A 22,154-nucleotide genomic window follows, 5' to 3' on the forward strand; every position below is an offset into this window, starting at 1 on the left:
TTTTCTTTGAAATTCCCCAAAAGTATTGTAAAATTAAAAGCAAATATAAAAGTTGGAGGTTTAAATGAAAAAAATTGGTGCCTTGCTTATAATTTTGCTTTTGCTCTCTGGATTTGCAACATGGTTTATACTTCTAAATATAAGTTACTTTACATCAATCAATCTCTTTGGTTATTTGATTGAAAATGTTTCTTCGGGCGCATTGGTTCTTGTGTCTTTCATCATCGGTGGAATCATAATATGGCTCATTTCATTCATTGCATACAGCATTGAAATACAACAACTTAAGGAGCAAATCCAAAAAGCAAAGATTGAACGACAACCTTCTAATAGGGAGGAAGAACATAAAGAAGGGAAATGAAAACAGAAAGAGATGATTTAATTATTCTTTTAAGATCTGCGATCATCGCTGGGCTCTACTTCGCCTTAACAACAATATTAGCACCAATTTCATTTGGTGTAATTCAAGTTAGGATATCTGAGGCATTAGTTGTGCTCCCATATAGTTTCCCTGAGGCAATATTGGGTGTTACAATTGGATGCTTTCTTTCGAATTTATTTTCACCTTTTGGACCTATTGATTGGATTTTTGGAACATTCTTGACCTTAATCTCTGCTCTCTTAACCTACTTTATTGGAAAGAAAAAACTTAAAAAATACTTTGCACCACTTCCACCAATTATCTTTAATGCATTAGGAGTTAGTTCTTATGTAGTAACGCTTGCAACTTTAAATACAAAACTTGGACTTATTGACGCATTCAAATACTCATTTAAACACTTTGCCTTGAAACCATATTTATTTGGAGTACTTACAATAGGCATAGGTGAAGCAATTGCAACATATCTTTTAGGATTGCCACTATTATATGCATTGGAAAGGAGATTTAATAGATGAAATTCAAAATTTCTCTTGCACAAATTAATCCAACGCTTGGAAATCTTGAAAAAAATCTTGTAAAACATCTTGAATTTGCAGAAAAGGCAATTTTAGAAGGTGCAAGAGTTATAGTGTTTCCAGAACTAAGTATCACAGGATATCTATTAAGAGACCTCACATATGAAGTTGCGCTTCCTTCAAATTCAGACTTTTTCAAACCTATCAAAGAAATGAGTAAAAACATTGATATTGTACTTGGGTTTGCGGAAAAAGGTGAAGATAAAATTATCTACAACTCAGCACTGTATCTCTCTAAAGGAGAAATAAAATTACTGTATAGAAAAATGTTTCCTCCAACACACGGAATGTTTGAAGAGTTAAGATTCTTTGGAAGAGGAGAAACATATAAATCAATAAAAACTGACTATGGAAAAATAAGTGTAATAATATGCAGGGACTTCTTTCATCCACCGCTTCTAAGTCTTGCTTATTTTGATAATGTGGATTTTGTTTTTGCTATTAGTAATATGCCACTTAGAGGACTTAAAGGCGAAAAACCACAAATCCAAGAAACCGTTGAAAACGCTTCATCAGTATATACTAATTTCTTTAGTTTTTTTATCGTTTACGTAAATAGGGTTGGTTTTGATGATGGGCTTGGCTTTTACGGAGGAAGTTTTGTACAGTCACCTACTGGAAAAAAAATTGTTAGAGCAGGACTTTTTGAGGAGGAAATTGTTACTGGAACCGTAGATACGGAAGACATTTACAAAAAGAGGACGTCATTTCCACTTATTAAAGAAGAAAACAAGCAAGTTTTTGAAGAAAATCTTCGAAAAATAATTGGAGGAAGCGATGATTGACCTCTCGCTTAATTATGAACTAACAAAGAAATTTATAGTTAAGTTTATACAGGAAGAATTAAAAAGTAATAACTTCGAGCACGCATTAATCGGAATTTCTGGTGGCATTGATTCGGCTCTTGTTGCGTATCTTGCAGTAGAGGCGCTTGGAAAAGAAAATGTTTTTGGAGTTCTTCTTCCGTATAAATTAAGTTCAAAAGAGTCAATTGAAGACGGACTAAAAGTCGTAAAAGATTTAGGTATAGAACATGAAGTCATTGAAATCACAGACATCGCTGATTGCTACTTTGAAAGAGAAAAGATTCAAGATAAATTTAGAATTGGTAATTTTCTTGCACGTATCCGCATGAGTATAATATTTGATAAAGCAAGAGAATTTGACTCAATAGTTCTTGGCACAAGTAACAAAAGTGAAATACTTTTAGGATACACAACATGGTATGGGGACATGGCTGCAGGCATTTATCCTATAGGGGATTTGTATAAAACTCAGGTTTTTGGTCTTTCCAAATATATAGGTGTGCCGGAAAGTATACTTAATAAAAAGCCCTCAGCAGATCTGTGGCCAGGACAAACTGATGAGGACGAAATTGGAACTCCATATTCTGAAATTGACCAAATTCTATACCTCTATCTTGAAGAAAGAAAAACAAAAGATGAGATAATGGAAATGGGCTTTAAAAAAGAGCATGTAGAAAATGTCTTGAACAGGATGTTCTCAACTCAATTTAAAAGAACTTTACCACCTGTATGCAAAATTTCGTTACGTACTTTTGGACACGATTTCCTTTACCCGCACGATGTATTCAAATAAAAATACCGGGCAAGAGCCCGGTAAACAAGTATTTAAAATAATTAGATCAATTTAGATAGTTCTTCAACCCCTTTCTTAATTGTAAGCATTACCATTCCAAGTTTTGCTTCTCTATTGGTAACAACCATTAGCGCAGCAAGGTTTTTAATACCAGTTGTAATAACATAACCGAATTCACCTTTTACATAAGCCTGTTCCAAAGTTCCTTTCTTAAGTTCATCAAGCGCTCTTTCTCCCAATGCAAGAATTGCAGCGGACATTGCAGCTACTCTGTCCTCTTCTGCATCTGGTGGTAACAAACTTGCAATTGGAAGACCATCAAGACTTACCACTGAAAGTGCTTCAACATCAGGATTTTCCTGTTTTAGCTGCCTTAAAACCTCAACGATTTGTGCTGGTTTTCCTTCAACCATTTTCGCCTCCTTATTTTTGTATAATTAAATCTACAAATAAACAATATCACCCCAGATATTCTTATCTTCCGCATACAAATACCCCAAACTTGCATTTTGGATGGCAAGTGAACCTGGGTTAAACAAAAGTATCTCATCAATATACCTATTCATAGGCTGATGTGTATGACCAAAAACATACGCATCGCATTTCGTCTCAAAAGAAGCTCTGATTCTTTCTTCTATTCCTTTCGGTCCGCCACTCCCATGAGTTAAACAAACTTTCAAGCCTCCAATATTAACCATTATTTTGTCCTTCAAATGTTCTCTAATTATAAGCTCGTCCATGTTACCAAATACTGCATAAACTGCTTTTTTAAATGAGTTAAGATAGTTTAGCACATCAATAGACGTAAAATCCCCAAGTGCAAAAATAGCATCAACATCTCTCACAAAAGCACTCAAATCAGGTATTACTGAGATCCTATCGGGATAATGTATATCAGAAACAACAAGTATCTTAATCATGTTAAATAGGTGCGCCGTAATCCTCTGATTCCTTATCAAGTCCCAGTCTCTTTAAGTGCATTTTAGTCGGAATACCATCTTTTGACCAACCTCTTGCCATATAATATTCATCAAGCATCTTTTGTAATTCTTCCTCATTTACATAATGTCCTTTACTTACGCCGTTTGAAATTGGCTCGTGAGTTACCCTATAAGGCAAATAGTCGTCTTTTCTTCCAAAGCCTTCACGAATGTTAAACAACTTCTGTAAGTTATAAATACGTTCACCAATTGTCATTAACCAATCAACACCGAATTTTACACCAGTAACTGCCTCGATCCCTTCTCGTATTTCATCTTCCAGCCAGAAAAGACTTCTTGAGAATTTGCACATCCCGATTGTATCATAAACAGTCATGAAGTCTTCACCAGTCTTTACCTCATAACCTTTCCAGTTAGTTGAAAGTCTATCAACGTTTGAAAGTCTCCAGAACTTACCAGTTAACTCTGGCGCATAGATTCCACCTGTTAGGTGACAAGCACCTCTTACGGATACCGCAATTGCAAGTGCCATTCCCTTAAGACCTCTTACATCATAAGCAGGTGGCTCAAGGCCTTTTACTTCAAGAGCAAATTTATCGGAGCCTTTGCCAAGTTTTTGAGATGCTTCTTTTACCCCGTTAAACAATAACTCTCCAAGTTTACCTTCTCGTCTTGCGAGTTTTTCCATAGCCTGGACTGCAGCATCGCCATTTCCAAACCTGAGATCAAGGCCATCTGTGTCTTCTTTAGTTAACAAGCCCTTTTCATATGCTTCCATTGCCCATGCTAAAGTTACACCTGCGGAAATCCCGTCAAGTCCAGCTCTATCACAGATGGAGTTCAATTTTGCTGTAACCTCTATATCCTCAATCCCGAGAACTCCACCTAAGGAATACAGAAGTTCATATTCAACGCCTTCAACACGAAGACCAGCATATTTACCTTCTTTAATGACTATATGCCTCCCACATGGCTTATTGCAATTTGGGCATGGGTGTAACTTTTCAGTGTAAATGGGAGACCAATAATATGGATCGAGATGTGATTTTCCATCAGGGTGTGCCTTAAAACTATCCTCAAAATAACTTTGTTGCCAGTTTTTAACTGGAAACACGCCAATTTCTTTATTTACCCACTCATAGAACTCTCCAGAGCCATAAGCCATATCAAGTTTTGCAACTTCACTTCCAATAATTTTTCCATTCCATTTCTTGATTGCTTCTTTCAGCTTTTCATTACTTGCAACAGGGATTTCCTTTGTGCCTTTTATGGCAATTGCCTTAAGCAGTTTGCTTCCCATTACTGCACCACCGCCTGCACGGGCTGCCTGGCGCTCTTCAAAATCAATCCCAGCTATCTTCGAAAGCATTTCTCCAGAATAACCGATCGCACATGTATTTACACCACTATGCTCATTTTTTAAAATTTCCTGAGTTTCAATAGCATCTTTTCCCCAGAGATTTGTTGCATCACGAATCTCAACTTTGTCATCGTCAATTAAAAGGTAAACTGGCCTTGAACTTTTACCTTTTATCACAAGTGCGTCAAAACCTGCCTTTTTAAGTGCAACACCAAGATAAGCGCCTGCTACACTTCGTCCAAAACCATTCGTTAAAGGAGATTTAAAAGTAAGAGCAGTTTTTGATGCAGTTGGAAGCCCAGTTCCGACAAGCAGGCCAGATGCTACTATAAGAACATTCCCTTCTGACAGGGGATCAACATGAGGATCTGTGTAATCAAAAAGTAATCTTGTTGCAAGCCCAAGCCCTCCAAGATACTTTAACAAAATTTCTTCTGGAAGATTTTTTACTTCATAACTTCCTTTTGTAAGATCAACTTCTAAATACTTTCCAAAAACTCCATGCATACGATAATCACCTCCTTTTATTTTTCAATGAAGTTCTTTAACAAAGCCACTGTATTTTTAATGTCATTAATATCAGCCAGTTCGCCTTGTGTATGAACATAACGAGTTGGAATTGAAATAGCAGCAGTCTTTACACCTTCCTTTGTAATTTGCATTGCAAACGCATCAGTTGTTCCACCAGTTATTACTTCAAGCTGGTAAGGAATATTATTTTTTCTTGCAATATTGACTAGTTCGTTTCTCAAATCAGTATTTGTTATCATTCCACCGTCCATAACCTTTATTGCAGGTCCTTTTCCTAACTCGAGTGCATTAATATGGGGATCTAAAAAATCACCCGCAGTTGTTACATCAACTGCAATTCCAAAATCTGGCGTAATTTCATAAGTAGAAGTTCTTGCTCCTTTAACGCCAACTTCTTCTTGCACGGTAAAGACCGCGTACAAGTCATATTTTAGACTTTTTTTCTTTACGTTCTTCAGAAGTTCAACAAGAACAGCACAGCCAGACCTGTCGTCAAGTGAAGGTGAAATTATCCTATCACCGTTTAAAAAAAATTGCGGATAAAAAATACCTTCCATTCCAATACTTACAAGATTTAAGGCATCCTTCTTGCTTTTTGCACCTATGTCTATAAAATATTTCTCAATTTTAAACTCTTTGGGCTCCCAAAGATTTTCTCTATCATCGTAATAAATTGTACCCAAAATGCCATTCTCAAAAAGTACACGACTACCCAATAAAAAAGAAGTCCTCAATCCACCAATCGAAGTAAACCTTATTAAACCGTTTTTATCAACATCAGTTATTATGAAGCCAATCGTGTCAAGATGAGAAGCAAGCATTAGTTTCGGCCCATTTTGAGGAATATGCGCAATAAGATTTCCAAACTTATCAATCGAAATTTCGCACTCACACTTTTTAAGTTCTTCCTTTATTAGGTTTTTAACTTTATCTTCTCTTGACGAAGGCCCAAAAACCTTAACCAATTTTTCTATTAACTCTTCCATTATTACCCCCTTTATAGAGACTTCAAAAACTCAATAATAAGTTTTTTTGTGTTTTCATAATCATTTATATTGAAGAGAGAAATTGGTGAGTGAATATACCTTACTGGAACTGCTACAACAAGTACTTTTACTCCAGCTTTGGTAAGTTGAATTCTTGAAGAGTCAGTGCCACCTACAAAAACTTGTTTAAATTGATAAGGAACTTTAAGTTTTTCTGCTATCTTAACAAGTTTACCTCTCAACTCGTGATCGGTAATAACAGAATTATCTTTAATCGTAATTACTGGGCCATTACCCACAGTAGTGCACTTCTCGTGATCGCTTACATCTGGAAAGTCTGCAGATATTGTTCCCTCAATAGTGATTGATATTTGCGGTGTATACTTAAAGGCTCCAACCGTTGCACCACGCAAACCAATTTCTTCTTGTGAGGAAAAAAGTGCAACAATAGGAAAATTAAATTTTTCCTTTAAAATTTCTGTTATAAGGGCACATCCAAGTCTATCGTCAAGCGCTTTTCCAACAAAGGTATTCTCTGATAATTGCTCAAATTTTACATCAAAACCAACAAAATCGCCTAAACTTACAAGTTTTTCCGCTTCCTCTTTTGATTTTACTCCGATATCAATAACCATGTCCTTTGCTTTTTCAACACGGTTGCGTTCACTTTGTTCTTGAAGATGAATCGGAACTGTTGCTATAACTCCTTTTACTCTGTTTTTTCCGATGACAACTCTTTTGCCTAAAAGTACTCTATCATCAATTCCACCAACTTTACTAAACTTTAGATATCCCTCAGAAGTAAATCCCTTTACAATAAGACCAACTTCGTCCATGTGCGCATTGAGCATTACTATAGGCTTTGCCAATTCAAGAGATTTGACCGCAATAAAGTTTTTAAGTGGGTCAACTTCAAAACTATCAACATAACCTCTTACTTCACTTTTCAAAATTTCAATTACTTCATCCTCAAACCCCGAAATTCCAAACGAATTGCTCAATTTCTTTATAAGTTCAATATTCGCCATTTTTATCCTCTAAAGGTTTGAATTCTTCAATAAAAAGTTTCAATATTTGCACAGTTTTGTCTACATCAAAAGGATCAAACATTTCAATAGGAGTATGCATGTATCTTATCGGTATGCTTATAAGCGTAACAGGAATTCCTGATCTTACAAGAGAAATTTTGTCTGCATCAGTTGATGAAAGTACTCCCACCTCTTTTTGATAAGGAATTCCGTACTTATTTGCAACCGAAGAAAGTTTATCTGTCAAATCTCTGTTCACGGATATACCATAAAATATCGCAGGTCCTTTTCCTAATTCAAAACCATCAGAAGAAGTTATTCTGTACTGAGTTCCAAATGTTACATCAATTACAACAGAAGCACTCGGGAAAATCGAAAAAGTAGCAGTTATTGCACCAAGCCCTGTAAATTCTTCCTGCGAAGAGAAGAGAAAATACACATTTACATCGTGCCTAATATTTTTCAGAACCCGCGCTGTTTCAATCAGCACATACACACCAAGCCTGTTATCAAAAGACTTATTTACGAAATAATTTCCAATTTTATCAAAGTTTGGAGCAAATGTCACGTAATCACCAACGGAAACTAAATCTCTTATTTCGCTTTCAGAAAGACCAGTATCAACAAATAGTTTATTAAAATCATACGCGACATTCTCATCGCCTTCTTTCACAAGGTGATAAGGTTTTACTCCAATAACTCCCTTTATTCTTTTCTTCCCATGAATAATGACTTCTGAACCTGGCAAAATTTTAGGGTCAATTGATCTTGAGGTAACTTTTAAAAAACCATTTTTCTCTAAGTTGCTAACAACCATAACTACTTCATCTACGTGTGCTTCAAGCATCAAGGCACACTTTCCTGTTCCTTTTTTAAAACCTATGAGAGAATTACTTGGCTCATGAACTTTAATTTCATCTATGTAACCCTTTAACGCACTTTCAATAACAGGAAAAATGGACCTTTCACTTCCGGTTGGCGCAAAGTTTTCAGTAAGATTTCGTAAAAGATTCTCGTCCATACATCACCCGAAAAAGATCCTAAGTTCACGTTCAGCATCTTCCTTACTTGAAGATGCATGCACAACATTCTCGGTGAGATACGGTGAAAAATCTCCTCTAATACTTCCAGGAACTCTTTTTTCAGGATAGGTATCTCCAACAAGAATCCTACAGTTCATAATTGCATTTTCTCCCACGATTTTCATTACAACAACAGGTCCAGATATACTATAGTTAATGAGTTTTTCGAAGTAGTCTCTTCCTTTATGTTCAGCATAAAGTTCTTCTGCCAACTCCCTTGTTAGAGTAAGCATTCTGAGTTCAGTAATTGACATTAATTTTCGCTCAAACCTGGAAATTATCTCGCCTATCAATCCTCTTTTAACGCCATCCGGCTTTATCATTACAAAAGTTTCTTCTATCATATCTCCTCCAGTTTATCAAGATAAACTTCCTTGTCTTCAGGGTTGTAACCAATTAATTCAGCATATCTTCCAAGTTCAATGATGCTTTTGAGTGTCTCTTCTGCTTCGACATCTGACATCTCTTCCTGAAGGAGTTCAAGAAGGTCATCTTTGTCAATTGAGTTTTCTGTTGCTTTGATAAGAATATTTATTACCTTCTTAAAAATGGGAAGTTTTTTTAACGACTCCTTAAAAATGAGTTTCCTCTTATTTTCATCACCATCAACAAGTTCACGTCCAATATCTGTGATAAAAACATCTCCTTCTCTAACTTCAACGAAACCGAGCATTTGGGCAAGACGCAAAAGTGAAATTAATTCATCAGCTTCGATTTCAATGTCCTCGGGAATCATGTAAATGTCAACTTTTCCATCTGAATCTTCAAGATAAACAAGCAAACCAATAAGCTTGCCAACTTCTACGTACGGCAATGGCGATATGTCATCCATTATTTCCCCTTACCGGGATTCACCTCCTTACTTAAACTTGAACCAAGTATCATTGAATATATTTTATCATAAATTTTGTAAAATTCCTTGCTTTCTCTATCACGAGGTCGAGGTAAATCAATCCTTTCATCGGCAATAATTTTTCCGGGATGAGTTGAAAGGATAATAATCCTGTCTGAAAGATAAACTGCTTCCTCGATATTATGCGTTACAAGAAGAATAGACTTTAAAGAGAGTTTCCTTGATTCCCATAGGTCTATTATCTCAGACCTCAAGTTTTCGGCAGTCAAAGCATCAAGTGCAGAAAAAGGCTCGTCCATTAGAAGAAGTTCCGGTTCCATAACCAAAGCTCTTGCGATACCAACTCTTTGTTTCATACCACCAGATAGTTCCCGTGGATATGCCTCTTCAAAACCTTCAAGGCCTACCATATCAATATATTTAAAAGCCTTCTTAAGGCGCTCCTTTAGAGGAACCCCTCTTGCCTCCAAACCAAGTGTTATGTTTTCGGTTACATCAAGCCATGGAAGTAGTCCAAACGTCTGGAAAACCATGCTTGTAAATGGGTTAATTCCTTTTATCTCTTGTCCTCTAAAAAATACGCTTCCAGACGTTGGTTTTAAAAGACCTGCAATGATTCTTAAAAGCGTGCTCTTTCCGCATCCTGATGGCCCAACAAGACTAACAAATTCGTTTTCTTGAATATCAAAACTTACATCTTCAAGTATCACAACCTCTTTATTTTTGAGAGGAAATGTTTGGTATACGCTTTTAACACTTAAAAAGTCCATTATGCCTCCATCCTATACCTATCAAGGATTTTATCATAAAGAGGTCTATAAACAAAATGATTGATTGAGTAGACCATAAAAACAAGTGACACAAGAGCAAGTGTAAAAAGAGCTTTTTCATTCTGAGCCAAAGATGTATTTAAAAGTGCTCCGATACCTTCAACTGAAAACGGCTGTCCTTTTATGTCTATGTATTCTGCAACAACTAAAGCATTCCAGGCACCACCCATTGCAGTAATCGTGCCAGTAAGAAATGAAGGTAATATCGAAGGAATTAACAATCTCCTTAGTCTTAAATTTCCTTTAACGCCGTAAGAGTCAACTACTTCAAGAAGATCATTGGGTATTGCCTTTAAACCTCCCAAAACAAGGAAGAAAATATACCACTGCATTCCCGTAAGAATTAGTATTATTGAAGATAACTCTAGTCCAAACTTGAAGGGCAAAAGAAAATAAAGAAGTAAAGGAAAGAATGAAATAGCAGGGATTGATGAAAGTATTTGAAAAACAGGCAAAATAAAATTTGCTATCTTTTTTCTATTGTAGAGAAAAATTGCAAAAGGCACCGTCCACAATACAGCAAACACATACGAGGAAAGAACTCGTAAGGTTGAAAATAATAGAGATCTCAAAACAATCAAAATATAGGAGAGCTTAAATGACAACGCAATGCTATATATACCTTTGACCGTATAGAACACTATGTATATTACAGCAATTACAGAAGCCGCAAGCAAACCATACTTTATTATTCTCTCTACAATCTCAAATACTTTGAATCTGAAAACGTTTTTTAGATTAAGACGCTCGAATTCGATTTTATCAAAAGGCTTTTTAATTGCGTTAATGATACTGCCAACGAATTCCCAAAAGATAATTACAATATCAAGGACTTCTCTTTCCTCCTCTTCACCCGGGCTTATCGAGTATCTAAATTTCCTTGACCACTGTAACAGTGGTCGCCACATAAACATGTCAAGGAAAAATATTGTTACACCAAGGCTAAGAATTCCCAAAAGAACTAAACCAATTTTGTTTTCAGTCGCAGAAACAAGTATAAAACTTCCAATACCGGGAAGTCTGAAAGATTTTTCTCCCACAGCAAATATTTCAGATGCAACGAGAAAATACCAACCATTGGACCAACTTACAATGCTATTATAAATGATTTTTGGAACGGATGCAGGTATATAGAGCCTTCTGAGTTTAAGATTACAAACTGGGTCAAAAAATTCATAGGCTTCTTTAATATCCTTTGGTATTGCTTTAATGCTTTCGTAAACACCAAACGCAATATTCCACGATTGAGAAGTAAAAATAAGAAATATTGACGCAAGTTCAACACCAAGAATTGAATTTGGAAAAAGAGAAATAAAGAAAGCAATTGCAACAGGAAAGAACCCTAAAATTGGCACAGACTGAAGGATATCAAGTATTGGTATCATTAAGGCTTCTCTTCTTTCACTTGTTGCTGCAAGGTATCCATAGGTAAAAGCAAATAGAAGAGATATAACATATGCTGTAAACATTCTTATAAGGGACCGAAAGATATAATACGGAAGCGATGAAACCCTTAAATCTTCGACATAACTTGCAATGTTAATTTGTTTTTTATAAAAGGCATAAACAACTCCAATAAGAAGTATTATTATAAGCAATTGGGAAATTATTTGTGTTAGTATCCTTTTCTCTTTCATCTTCTAAAAAGCGGGTGGATTTTCCTCATTTATTTCATCTTCTTTTTCTCTTATAATTTCAAATACAACAGTATTATAAGGATCCGGACAAGAAACATACGTCTTGTTTTCGTCTTTTTCCCATGGTAACCTTCCACCATAGCGGAGCGGCGTTATAAAAGGCCACAAGGAAACAAAGGCCCAGCCACAGAAATTAATTGGAACTGGTTGGCCGTTTTCATTTATTTCAAACTCATCTCCAACTTTTAAATTGGCAGAGCATGTTCCTCTTACTTCAACAACTCTTATCTTTATCCTGTATATGGCCATATCATTTCATTTTATTAAAAATATGTATTTTTCCAAATACAAATAGGAACATTTTGTGTATAATTCAAGTATGGGAAAAGAGAAAATTGATAGAAGTATCAAAGAAAAGGTTCTTGGCAAAAAGGCTTATGTCTATAATGTAATTATTTCGGTTTTGTTCATTGTCCTTCTTTTTGTATATTACAAGTTAATCCCGCAGCAAAGTACACCAGCAATTCAATCTTATAGTGGTACTGTCAATATTTTTTACACCCCTGATATGGGAAAAACTTCAGTAGTAGATGGAATAAAAAATGCAAAAAACTCAATCGATATCGAAATTTACACATTCTCAGATACAGAAATTCTCCAAGAACTTGTTAGCGCCAAAAAAAGAGGCGTAAAGATACGGGTTATTCTTGAGGAAAACCCGTATGGTGGATACAGTGCAAACAAAGAAACAAAGGATAAACTTTCTTACTATGGGATAGAAACGAAATGGGATAACAAGGCTTATAACTACACACATTCAAAGTTCATGATTATTGATAGTAGAACTGGCTATATAATGACACTCAATTTTACAAAATCTGCTTTTACTAAAAATAGAGAATTTGGGGTTATTGTAAATGATGAAAATATCGTGCAGGAACTTATTAAAATTTTTGAGGCTGATTGGAAGAGGTCACCATACAATCCAAAAGGAGATACTCCTCTTGTTGTAAGTCCTGAAAATTCAAGAGAAAAGATTGAAACTCTTCTTAAAAGCGCAATAGGTGAAATTCTCATTTATGCAGAGGAAATTCAAGATCCATCGGTTATGGACATATTGAAAAAGCGTAGAGCATATGGTGCAGATGTGAAAATAATTATTGCAGACCCAAAGAATATTCAGGGAAACGATGTGGTAATATCAGAATTAAAAAGATACGGTATTGACATCAAATATATAACGAGCCCATTTATTCATGCAAAGATAATCATTGTTGACAGAAAGTATGCATTTGTGGGATCGGAAAACCTATCTTCAAATTCACTGGACAATAACAGAGAGGTTGGAATTATTCTTTCAAATCCCGAGGTTATAGATAAATTGAGAGAGGTTTTCTTCTGGGACTTTGCAAAATAAATGAATGAATTCACCGTCCGTAAACTTCTGTAATTTCCTTTAGTTGTAAAAATTTTTCCTCATCTATATCGCTAAATTTTAATTTGAAGCGCCAATTTCCCGTCGATGTGCCTGGAGTATTCACTCTAAAGCGTTCATCGAGACCCAAAACATCCTGGACAGGAACAATTGAAAATTGTGCAATAGAAGAGTGAGCAAGTCTTATTAAATCAAAATTAATTGTTTGAATCGTTATTGCCTTCCCCAAGTATTTTTCAAGATACTCCTTGCCTTTTTCTGTAAGTTCATATTTAAACCAACCCACTGTTGTGTTATGATCATGTGTGCCTGTATACACAACCGTTGGATTTTTATAATTATGTGGAAGATACCCGTTTTCAGGAGATCCATCAAATGCAAATTGAAGAATCCTCATATTTGGAATATTGTAGTGCTCAATTACCTCTACAACATCCTCTGTAATTAGTCCAAGATCTTCTGCTATAAAAGGCATCGATGGAAAATGATTTTTAATGGCGTCAAAAAATTCATACACAGGAACCCTTATCCAGTCGCCAACTTTTGCATTTTCTCGCCCTGCATCTATTGCGTAATATGCAACAAATCCTCTAAAGTGATCAATCCTTACGATGTCTACAAATTTTAAAAGATGAGAAATTCTTCTTATCCACCATTCAAAACCTATTTCTTTATGCTTATCCCAATTATAAACAGGATTACCCCATAATTGTCCATTTTCATTGAAGTAATCCGGCGGAACTCCTGCAACTTTTATAGGATACCCTTCCTCATTTAAGTTAAATAACTCTCTATTTGCCCACACATCAGGGCTATCGAGATCAACGTATATTGGAAGATCTCCAATTATTTCAATTCCGTTTTCATTTGCATAGGCTTTCATCTCCAAGAGCTGTTTGTATGCGATAAATTGTAAAAATTTAACAAAACGAATTTCATCTTTTAAAATATCTTTTGCAAGATTTAAGGCAACTTTGTCTCTATTTTTAAACTCTAAAGGCCACTCTTGCCACGGTTTATTTCCAAATCTCTTTTTTAATGCTGTGAAATTTGCATAATCATCTAACCAAAAAGAATTCTCAGCACAAAATTTCTCAAATTCATCACTTTCTTTAAAATTTTTGAACGCAACACCAAAGGCCCTGAATTTATTCTCAATAACTTCTCCAAAGGGAACAATATTAGATTCCACAACTTCGTAATCAGAAAGATTGCTTTCAAGAAGTCCTTCTTCTTTAAGTTTTTCAAGACTTATAAACAACGGATTTATTGCAAAAGCGGATACTGAGTGATACGGCGAATTGTCAAAGAAAGGCTCCGTTGGGCCTATCGGTAAAATCTGCATTAATTTTTGAGATGAGTTTTTAAGTAAATCAATAAAATTCTTTGCTGAATATCCAACATCACCAATTCCAAACTTACTTGGCAAACTTGTAATGTGAACTAAAACTCCACTTTTTCGAATATTTTTTCCTCTCATATTCCAATCTCCTAAAATATATTTTCAATGCCTGCAAAGTTTCTTAGCCAAATCTAAAGCAATTCTCCACTCAATATGTATAAGAAACTTTTGCTTAATTGTAGGTCGTTATCCTACTTAAAGTATACCATTAATTGAGGTTTTTTTGTCGAATTTTCAACAAAGAGAAAATAAAATGCCCAACAGATATAATTGACCTAAATCTTCAAGTATTTGATTGAGTTTGCTACAATAAATTTCCCCAAGCGAAACTTTTAAGGGAGTATTAAAGCTTTGGGAAATGTTTTTGAAACAGTTTAAAGTTTATTAACCAGTAAAGAAGTGTAAATAAAACGATCTATTGAACCTTGGAAATTTTTTATACTCATATTCAAATTTTTCATTGCCTTTGCATTTAGTAACTCAACTTTTAAGTTTCAATAAACATTTCATAGTCCTGCAACCAGATAGGAGTTTTATGCACATAAAAGTTGTATTTTATCTGAAATTGCATTTTCAAGAAACATTGATTTTGAAAAGTGCCGTATGATTTAATTTGTTTATGACGAAAGCGATTTAAAAAAATCAAAAACTACACAGTGCATATTATCTAAACTTTAAATAGATCTTCTTGGAATTAAGAAAACAATGGCTTACAAACTCAATAAAGTGCTTCTATCCTTTTATTATACCTTTATTAATACAACCTAATAAAAAGGAATCTTAGGAAAAGGCTAATTTTTCGTTTGAATAGGATAAGTTTTCAAACGTTAGAATATGAAAACCAATAAAAAAGTTTGTGGAGTCAAGCTAAGACAGTTATCTAGTTTAGAAACTCATAAAATAAATTTGGCTCCCCGTGTAGGACTCGAACCTACAACCTAGTGGTTAACAGCCACCCGCTCTGCCGGTTGAGCTAACGGGGAACCCGGTCTCGCTATATAGAATAATAAATTTTTTCTTTTTGTCAAGAGGCTGAAACCTTTTTCTCAAGAATTGGGCAAAATAAAGGTATATTTATACCACACCCGGCACAAATGCCATTCCTACAATCTTCAGTTATAACGCCGTTTATTGCATTCTTATATTCTTTCAATAAAAATTGCTTTGAAACTCCAGAATCTATATGCTCCCAGGGGAGTTTTTCATCTGTTTTAAACTCCCTTAAATATAGATTCATATCAACGCTTTCCTCTTCAAAAGCCCTTTTCCAGATTTCAAAATTGAAATGCTCGCTCCATGAATCCATTTTTGCACCAAGCTTAAACGCTTTTTCGATAACGTTTGAAATTTGTCTATCACCCCTATCAAGAATTACTTCAAGCGCACTCATCCTAAAATCGGAAAAATCAACTTTTACATTCCTTATTCTCAATTCTTTTAAAAGAACTCTCTTTTTTTCTTCAAGAGATTCAATGCTCTCAAATTGAGCCCATTGGAATGGAGTATTTGGTTGTGGCATAAACGGATTAATACTCAAATGAATCTCAAAAGGCTTTCTAAATGCTTTGTTTGCTTCGCCAACTTTAAGCATTTCTTTTGTTAATGTTACAATCTCAAGAACATCCTCCATCGTTTCAGTGGGAAGGCCAACGATATAGTAAAATTTCAGCGTATGAAATCCAAGAGAAACAGCCGTTTTTACCACATTAAGAATTTCTTCATTTGAAATCGTTTTATTGATTACTCGTCTAAGTCTTGGCGTTGCAGCCTCAATTGCAAAAGTAAGACTATGAACTTTTTGTTCAAGAATTGCCTCTCCAAGTTCCTTGGTAAATTTATCAATTCTAAGCGAAGGAAGTGATATAGATACATTAAAATCCTTTGTTAGTTTCCTAATAAGGGCAATTAAGCCATTCATATCTGAATAATCGTTAGTGCTCAAAGACAGGAACGTAATCTCTTCATAACCTGTATTTTTTAATACTTCATAAGAATATTCTTCTATTTTCTCAATGCTCCTCTCTCGTACAGGCCTATAGACAACACCTGCTTCGCAAAACCTACAACCACGAGTGCAACCTCTAAAAATTTCAACATACGCCTTATCCATTATTATACTTCCAAGTGGAACAATAGGCTTTGTCGGAAAATATGAATGCTCAAAATCTTTTATTGCATCTTTTACTACTTTTTTACCATTTTTCTCAACTATTAAACTGTTGTACTTTTCGAATTCAAAAAATTTAGGGACATAAACGCCTCTTATCTTTGAAACTTCTTCCAAAAATTTTTCTTTATCTTTTATTTCCTTTCCAATTTCAAGGATTTTTATAAATGAATTTTCTCCCTCTCCTAAAACAAAAAAGTCCATAAACTTTGAAAGAGGCTCTGGATTATACGAAGAAGTTCCACCCATAAAAATAATGGGACGATTTCTTTTGTCTGCGTGTAAAGGAATCATTGACAAATCAAGTATGTTAAGTATATTCGTGTAGTCAAGTCCAGTTTGAACGGAAAACCCAATAAGATCAAATTCATTCAACGGTGTTCTTGATTCAAGAGAAAATAATGGTATTGACTTTTGCCTTAAATACTCTTCAAGATCTCTCAAAGGTGCAAATGCTCTTTCAACGGAAACTCCATTTAACTCATTTCCGAGGTGATACAGAATTTTGAAACCAAAAGAGGACATGCCAACTTCATATGTATCGGGATATACAAGCGCAACTTTTAGTAATCCAATGCCCTCTTTATGGATACTATTAAATTCATTTCCAAAATAATAATAAGGCTTCTTAAATTTTATAAGTTCATAATCCTTAATCATAGGTTAATTTCATCCTTATAATTATACACGCTTACCGAAAGCCCCAGTGCAAGAAAATTCACAATTTCTGAACTTCCCCCGAAACTTAAAAAAGGCAAGGGGACTCCTGTAACCGGCATAATACCCATGTTCATTCCAGCGTTAATGAGTATTTGAAAGAAAAACATTGCAAATACACCAAGCGCAATTGCTCTTCCGAAAATATTTTTTGTCGAAAACGCTGCCTTTGAAGTAAAGTATAAAATGTAAGAATAACATAGTAAAACCACAACAACTCCTATAAAACCCCAAATTTCTCCAATTGCCGAAAGTATAAAATCAGCATATTGCACAGGAACAAAGTTAAGTTTAGTCATTGTACTTCCTGAAATTCCTTTTCCAAAAAGTCTTCCTGAACTAAATGAAATTATGGATTGTAGAACATTATAGCCACTTCCCAATGGATCTCGGTATGGATCAAAGAAAGTTAAAATCCTTTCAATTTGGTACGGTTTGAGTATTTTTGGTAACAGCGGAATCATAGACAGCGCTAAAATAACCAATGTTAATGCATATTTGTAGTGAAGAAAAGCCAAAATTAAGAAAAAGTAAATGAACGCAAACACAAGAGAAGTTCCCATATCAGGTTGCAAAAATACAATCATCGCATATGGTATAAGTAATAATGCAGAATATACAAATTTTTGAAAGTTATTCCACATTTTATGTTCATAAATCCAGGCCAGGACTATTATGAGAGAAATTTTTGCAAATTCGGAAGGTTGTATTGTAAAAAGCCCTGCAATACTTATCCACCTTCTCGAACTATTTATTGCAACACCCACTATAAGGACACCAATAAGAAGCACTAAAACTGCTGAATAAAGTGGGATTGCATAGAATTTGTATACTCTAAAGTTTACTGAAGAAACAATTAAAAAAATGAAGAACCCTGCAAGAAAATAAATAACTTCTTTTGGCACAAATTTCCTAAAATTGATAATATAAAGCGCAGTTATCGAAAAAAACGTCAAAATTGTAACAGAAAAAATTAATAAATATGGAACTTTTCTCACTTTTCTTTTTTTGTTTGAATTAGCGGCACGATCGCTTCAAATATACTCTTTTCTTTTGTTCTTTCTAAATTTATTTTTATTCCATTTTCTTCAATATCAAAATACTTAGAGAGTACTTTTATAATATCTTCTTTTAACATTTCAAACTCTTTTGAAGAAAGCGATAAGCGGTCCTGAATAAGAATCAATTTTAGTCTTTCCTGCGCTATATCACTTGCATTTTTCCCGCCTTTAAAGATATTCATGAACCTCTCCTAAATAAATTACCCAAAAATCCTTTTTGCTCTTCAATTTTTATTGGAATCGATTCACCTTCAATTCTTCTTGCAATTAACCCGAATTCCTTTGCTGCAGGAGATCCAGGCAAGTAATTCACAAGTATTTCTCCCCTATTTGTTGTTTCAATAACATTTTTATCTTCAGGAACAACTCCAATTGCATCAATGCCTAAGATATCAACAATGCTGTCAAAGTCGAGCATTTTCTTCTTCGCTACTAAAGCAAGGTCATACCTATTTACTATAAGACTTATTGAGAAGATTCCTTTGCTTTCTATAATACCAACCACTCTATCTGCGTCTCTTACAGAAGAAACATCAGGCGTTGCAACAACAAGCGCCTCTTTTGCAGGTGCAACAGAAGATTCAAATCCTTTTTCAATGCCTGCTGGAGAGTCTAACAAAATGTAATCAAAACTACCTTCAAGCGTTGTAACAATGTCGACTATTCGATCGATATCCACGTCATCTTTGTTGTGAATTTGAGAAGCGGGAAGTAAGAAAAGATTCTCCAAATGTTTATCTCTGACAAGAGCCTGGTTAATCTTACAACGTCCTTCAACAATATCCATAATATTATAAACAACACGATTTTCAAGTCCCATAACAACGTCAAGATTCCTAAGCCCAATATCCATGTCAATAACTACAACACTTTTCCCAAGTTTCGACAAGGATGCACCTAAATTTGCAGTTACTGTAGTCTTACCAACTCCACCTTTTCCAGCCGTTACCACAATTGATCTACCCATTCTTTCTTCTCCTTACAGGTTTTGCTTCTCTTTCATCCAAAGGAACAATTGTAACTTTTTTATCTGTATCTATTTCTATAATATAAGGCTTTCGACTTTTTTCGGGAGTCTTTGCTTCAACTTCGATACCATTTATATTCAAATACTGTTGTTGAAATCCAAGTGCGACAACTCGCTTTCCTGCTGTAACTTTTCCCTTTATAACACCATACACATATACGTCAGATTCTGACTCGACAACCCCATCCGGATTTACATTTCCAAGAATTACGATATCACCTTTATATCGCACGACTTGGCCGGAGCGCACCGTATGGTCAACAACAAAAAACGATGGCTGTGATTGTTCGAAAGTCCCACCAAAAACCTTCTCCCCTTCGTTTATTCTAAACGAAACGTTTATTCCATTAAAAAGACTTTCCAATTTGCTTATTTCTAATTCACTTAGCTCTCTTCCTTGAGTATCTATTGATAAAAAGCCCTTACTAAAGAAGTTTCTTTCGCTTTCTATAAGGTTCCTAATTCTATCAAGCACATCCTCAAATGGTGCTACCGGGTCAATCTTTAAAACAACATCGCCATTAATCCCTTTAAGAGTCACAATGTCCTTCATGGTTTCCTCCTTACATATTTTTACTCAAAAAAAGTTTTTTAGCAAGTCCCTCATAAGAGGAGCAAGTGCATGCGACGATGGAAAAGTAGAATACTCAAAAAAGAAAAGCCCTAAAACTGAAGCATTTTCACGAGGTGAAAAAGAGACAAGCCAATGGTGAACATGTGCTTCTTTATCACCAACTTCAGCAGTGCCTGTTTTTGAACAAACAATCACTCCATTTACACGCATAATCCTCATATCGGGTTTATTAGAAAGACCTTCAAGGCCATCTTTCACTGTGTTAAGTGTGTCTTGCTTGAACTTGTATTCAACTCTAACTTGTGGTTTATATTCAAAAATAATTTCCCCTTTTGGAGATACTATTTTATCTAATAAATGTGGCGTTAGTCCAACTCCATTATTGGCTATTATTTGATAAAAAGAAGCAACTTCAATCGGAGTAAGGGATACGAACCCTTGACCAATTGACATATTCGCAGTATCGCCCAAATACCACTGTTCTCCCATTATTTCCTTCTTCCATTGAGGAGACGGAACAATCCCACTTATTTCAAAAGGAAGGTCTATTTGAGTTAAATCGGCTACCTTTAAAAGGTCAGCATAATGTTTTATCGTATCTTCTCCAGTCATAAGACCTAATTTGTAGAAAAACACATCGCTTGAATTTGCTAAAGCAACAGAAGGAGTTTGTCTTCCAAATGAAGAAGGATAAACCCAATCTTTAAAATTTCTTCCACCTATTGTTACATAAGGGCCACAGTCAATGATGGTTTCCTTTGTAATAACACCTTTTTCGAGAGCAGAAATAAGTGTCAAACTCTTAAAAGTTGAACCAGGTGGAAATCTTGATTGCACCGCACGATTTATAAAGGCATTCTTTTCTAAAAGGGTTTTATAGTCTTTTTCGCTTATTCCATTTACAAAAAGATTTGGATCAAACGTTGGATGTGATACCATTGCAATTATACCACCAGTCCTTGGGTCCATCACAATTGAAACGCCAGTTCTATCTCCAACAAGATCTTCAAGATTCTTTTGTACATTTATATCAATATTAAGATAAATGTCATTTCCAGGAATTGGTTTTTCCTCGTATAAAACAGATTTTACCCTGCCAATGGCATCAACAAGCACCTCTTTCTTTCCTTTAATTCCCCTTAAATATTTCTCATACTGAAGTTCTAGTCCTTGTTTCCCGATTACATCGTTTATATCGTAATAACTATCCGTTTTTATGTCATCAAGGGTAACTGGTCCTACATACCCAAGAAAGGCAGAACCAATTTCTTTAAAAGGATAATATCTTTTATAAGATGTGATAACGTTTATTCCTGGTAATCTATCCTGCAACTCCTCTATCTGGACTCTTTCTTTGATTGAAATGTCTTTCTTTATGATAACATTCTCATAAGGTGGGACATTTGCTTTTCTTATCTTTTCCTCAATGTCTGATTGCTCTATGCCAATTATTGAGGAAAGTATCTTAAACTCTTCCTGTGGGTTTTTAACATCTTCCATAACTACTGCAACACTATATGAGGGTATGTCTTCTGCAAGAACAACGCCATTCTTATCAAGAATACGTCCCCTCATGGGTTGAGTTTCAATGATTCTTACACTTCTATATTGAGACAATTCGTTATAGTAATCCCCTTTAACTATTTGAAGATAATATGCTCGCCCCATAAGGGTAAAGATGAGGACTAAAATTAAAGAATAAATTATATAATTGAATTCAAGTTTTCTTCTGTTCATAGTCTTTTAAAGATATTATAAAAATAAAAAATGTTGAAAATATTATACTCGAAACCATAAACTGAAAGGAATAAAAAAGATTTTTTGTGAAACTAAGTAAAACAAAAAACAAGAAAGTATAGGGACTTAATACCTGAAGAAATAAAGGAACTTTAATTTTAGACGAAACGAAACCTGCAAAAATAACTCCAATAAAGACAGGTAGTGTAAAAAATCCGAGAAATTTTCCA

Annotated in this window: 23 protein-coding genes and 1 tRNA gene; 5 read left to right on the top strand and 19 right to left on the bottom strand. The window is 34.9% G+C overall.

From position 1 onward, the window contains the following. The first annotated feature begins 64 nt into the window (after nucleotides 1-64). The 4 genes from CSE_RS04475 to CSE_RS04490 are packed head-to-tail and all read left to right on the top strand — an operon-like array spanning nucleotide 65 to nucleotide 2,556. Nucleotides 65-361 carry a lipopolysaccharide assembly protein LapA domain-containing protein gene (locus CSE_RS04475; RefSeq protein WP_014453453.1) on the top strand — a complete coding sequence of 99 codons (297 nt, stop codon included), beginning with the start codon at nucleotides 65-67 and terminating at the stop codon, nucleotides 359-361. Beyond that, a complete protein-coding gene (locus CSE_RS04480; RefSeq protein ID WP_014453454.1) occupies nucleotides 358-897 on the top strand; it encodes a QueT transporter family protein in 540 nt (179 codons plus the stop codon). Before CSE_RS04475 ends, CSE_RS04480 begins: the two co-directional genes overlap by 4 nt. Further along, complete coding sequence (locus CSE_RS04485) at nucleotides 894-1,742, top strand: nitrilase-related carbon-nitrogen hydrolase (protein WP_014453455.1); 849 nt, start codon at nucleotides 894-896, stop codon at nucleotides 1,740-1,742. Before CSE_RS04480 ends, CSE_RS04485 begins: the two co-directional genes overlap by 4 nt. Continuing rightward, nucleotides 1,735-2,556 (top strand): NAD+ synthase, encoded by an 822-nt coding sequence (locus CSE_RS04490; RefSeq protein WP_014453456.1) that lies wholly within the window; start codon nucleotides 1,735-1,737, stop codon nucleotides 2,554-2,556. The genes CSE_RS04485 and CSE_RS04490 overlap by 8 nt, the downstream gene beginning before the upstream one ends. 41 nt (nucleotides 2,557-2,597) lie before the next feature. Here the strand turns inward: CSE_RS04490 and CSE_RS04495 are convergent, their stop codons facing one another. The 11 genes from CSE_RS04495 to CSE_RS04545 are packed head-to-tail and all read right to left on the bottom strand — an operon-like array spanning nucleotide 2,598 to nucleotide 12,113. Next, entirely contained in the window at nucleotides 2,598-2,969 is a 372-nt protein-coding gene (locus tag CSE_RS04495; RefSeq protein ID WP_014453457.1) for a roadblock/LC7 domain-containing protein, read from the bottom strand. A 30-nt stretch (nucleotides 2,970-2,999) separates the two neighbouring features. Continuing rightward, entirely contained in the window at nucleotides 3,000-3,476 is a 477-nt protein-coding gene (locus CSE_RS04500; protein WP_014453458.1) for a metallophosphoesterase family protein, read from the bottom strand. Between the two features lies 1 nt (nucleotide 3,477). After that, a complete protein-coding gene (locus CSE_RS04505) occupies nucleotides 3,478-5,364 on the bottom strand; it encodes an aldehyde ferredoxin oxidoreductase family protein (RefSeq protein ID WP_014453459.1) in 1,887 nt (628 codons plus the stop codon). A gap of 17 nt (nucleotides 5,365-5,381) precedes the next feature. Then, entirely contained in the window at nucleotides 5,382-6,374 is a 993-nt protein-coding gene (locus CSE_RS04510; RefSeq protein ID WP_014453460.1) for a M42 family metallopeptidase, read from the bottom strand. Nucleotides 6,375-6,385: 11 nt separating this feature from the next. After that, the gene (locus CSE_RS04515) at nucleotides 6,386-7,402 is read right to left on the bottom strand and encodes a M42 family metallopeptidase (protein WP_014453461.1); all 1,017 of its coding nucleotides are present in this window, start codon (nucleotides 7,400-7,402) and stop codon (nucleotides 6,386-6,388) included. Beyond that, a complete protein-coding gene (locus tag CSE_RS04520; protein ID WP_014453462.1) occupies nucleotides 7,389-8,423 on the bottom strand; it encodes a M28 family peptidase in 1,035 nt (344 codons plus the stop codon). The genes CSE_RS04515 and CSE_RS04520 overlap by 14 nt, the downstream gene beginning before the upstream one ends. A 3-nt stretch (nucleotides 8,424-8,426) precedes the next feature. Continuing rightward, nucleotides 8,427-8,828: a nucleoside-diphosphate kinase gene (gene ndk / locus CSE_RS04525; RefSeq protein WP_014453463.1), complete on the bottom strand. Its 402-nt coding sequence runs from the start codon at nucleotides 8,826-8,828 to the stop codon at nucleotides 8,427-8,429. After that, nucleotides 8,825-9,316, bottom strand: a complete 492-nt coding sequence (locus CSE_RS04530; protein WP_014453464.1) for an AAA-associated domain-containing protein — start codon at nucleotides 9,314-9,316, stop codon at nucleotides 8,825-8,827. The genes ndk and CSE_RS04530 overlap by 4 nt, the downstream gene beginning before the upstream one ends. After that, nucleotides 9,316-10,107, bottom strand: coding sequence for an ABC transporter ATP-binding protein (locus CSE_RS04535; RefSeq protein ID WP_014453465.1), 792 nt, complete (start codon nucleotides 10,105-10,107; stop codon nucleotides 9,316-9,318). The genes CSE_RS04530 and CSE_RS04535 overlap by 1 nt, the downstream gene beginning before the upstream one ends. Beyond that, the gene (locus CSE_RS04540; RefSeq protein ID WP_014453466.1) at nucleotides 10,107-11,804 is read right to left on the bottom strand and encodes an ABC transporter permease; all 1,698 of its coding nucleotides are present in this window, start codon (nucleotides 11,802-11,804) and stop codon (nucleotides 10,107-10,109) included. Before CSE_RS04540 ends, CSE_RS04535 begins: the two co-directional genes overlap by 1 nt. Before the next feature lie 3 nt (nucleotides 11,805-11,807). Beyond that, a complete protein-coding gene (locus CSE_RS04545) occupies nucleotides 11,808-12,113 on the bottom strand; it encodes a TIGR04076 family protein (RefSeq protein WP_014453467.1) in 306 nt (101 codons plus the stop codon). Between the two features lie 70 nt (nucleotides 12,114-12,183). Here CSE_RS04545 and CSE_RS04550 point away from each other — a divergent pair, with 70 nt between their 5' ends. After that, the gene (locus CSE_RS04550) at nucleotides 12,184-13,221 is read left to right on the top strand and encodes a phospholipase D-like domain-containing protein (RefSeq protein WP_014453468.1); all 1,038 of its coding nucleotides are present in this window, start codon (nucleotides 12,184-12,186) and stop codon (nucleotides 13,219-13,221) included. 10 nt (nucleotides 13,222-13,231) lie between these two features. Here CSE_RS04550 and malQ read toward each other — a convergent pair whose 3' ends face one another. The 8 genes from malQ to mrdA form a co-directional block, all read right to left on the bottom strand. After that, nucleotides 13,232-14,719, bottom strand: coding sequence for a 4-alpha-glucanotransferase (malQ, locus tag CSE_RS04555; protein WP_014453469.1), 1,488 nt, complete (start codon nucleotides 14,717-14,719; stop codon nucleotides 13,232-13,234). An 829-nt stretch (nucleotides 14,720-15,548) separates the two neighbouring features. Continuing rightward, nucleotides 15,549-15,624: transfer RNA gene (locus tag CSE_RS04560), tRNA-Asn, on the bottom strand. Nucleotides 15,625-15,665: 41 nt separating this feature from the next. Continuing rightward, complete coding sequence (locus CSE_RS04565; RefSeq protein WP_014453470.1) at nucleotides 15,666-17,468, bottom strand: TIGR03960 family B12-binding radical SAM protein; 1,803 nt, start codon at nucleotides 17,466-17,468, stop codon at nucleotides 15,666-15,668. Continuing rightward, nucleotides 17,465-18,523 carry an FtsW/RodA/SpoVE family cell cycle protein gene (locus CSE_RS04570; RefSeq protein WP_014453471.1) on the bottom strand — a complete coding sequence of 353 codons (1,059 nt, stop codon included), beginning with the start codon at nucleotides 18,521-18,523 and terminating at the stop codon, nucleotides 17,465-17,467. The genes CSE_RS04565 and CSE_RS04570 overlap by 4 nt, the downstream gene beginning before the upstream one ends. Beyond that, complete coding sequence (gene minE, locus CSE_RS04575) at nucleotides 18,520-18,768, bottom strand: cell division topological specificity factor MinE (protein WP_014453472.1); 249 nt, start codon at nucleotides 18,766-18,768, stop codon at nucleotides 18,520-18,522. The genes CSE_RS04570 and minE overlap by 4 nt, the downstream gene beginning before the upstream one ends. Beyond that, complete coding sequence (minD, locus tag CSE_RS04580) at nucleotides 18,765-19,553, bottom strand: septum site-determining protein MinD (protein WP_014453473.1); 789 nt, start codon at nucleotides 19,551-19,553, stop codon at nucleotides 18,765-18,767. The genes minE and minD overlap by 4 nt, the downstream gene beginning before the upstream one ends. Next, nucleotides 19,546-20,166: a septum site-determining protein MinC gene (locus tag CSE_RS04585; RefSeq protein WP_014453474.1), complete on the bottom strand. Its 621-nt coding sequence runs from the start codon at nucleotides 20,164-20,166 to the stop codon at nucleotides 19,546-19,548. The genes minD and CSE_RS04585 overlap by 8 nt, the downstream gene beginning before the upstream one ends. A 24-nt stretch (nucleotides 20,167-20,190) precedes the next feature. Beyond that, nucleotides 20,191-21,924, bottom strand: a complete 1,734-nt coding sequence (gene mrdA / locus CSE_RS04590) for a penicillin-binding protein 2 (RefSeq protein ID WP_014453475.1) — start codon at nucleotides 21,922-21,924, stop codon at nucleotides 20,191-20,193. Nucleotides 21,925-22,154 lie beyond the last annotated feature (230 nt).

Source organism: Caldisericum exile AZM16c01, from assembly GCF_000284335.1.
GTDB lineage: Bacteria > Caldisericota > Caldisericia > Caldisericales > Caldisericaceae > Caldisericum > Caldisericum exile.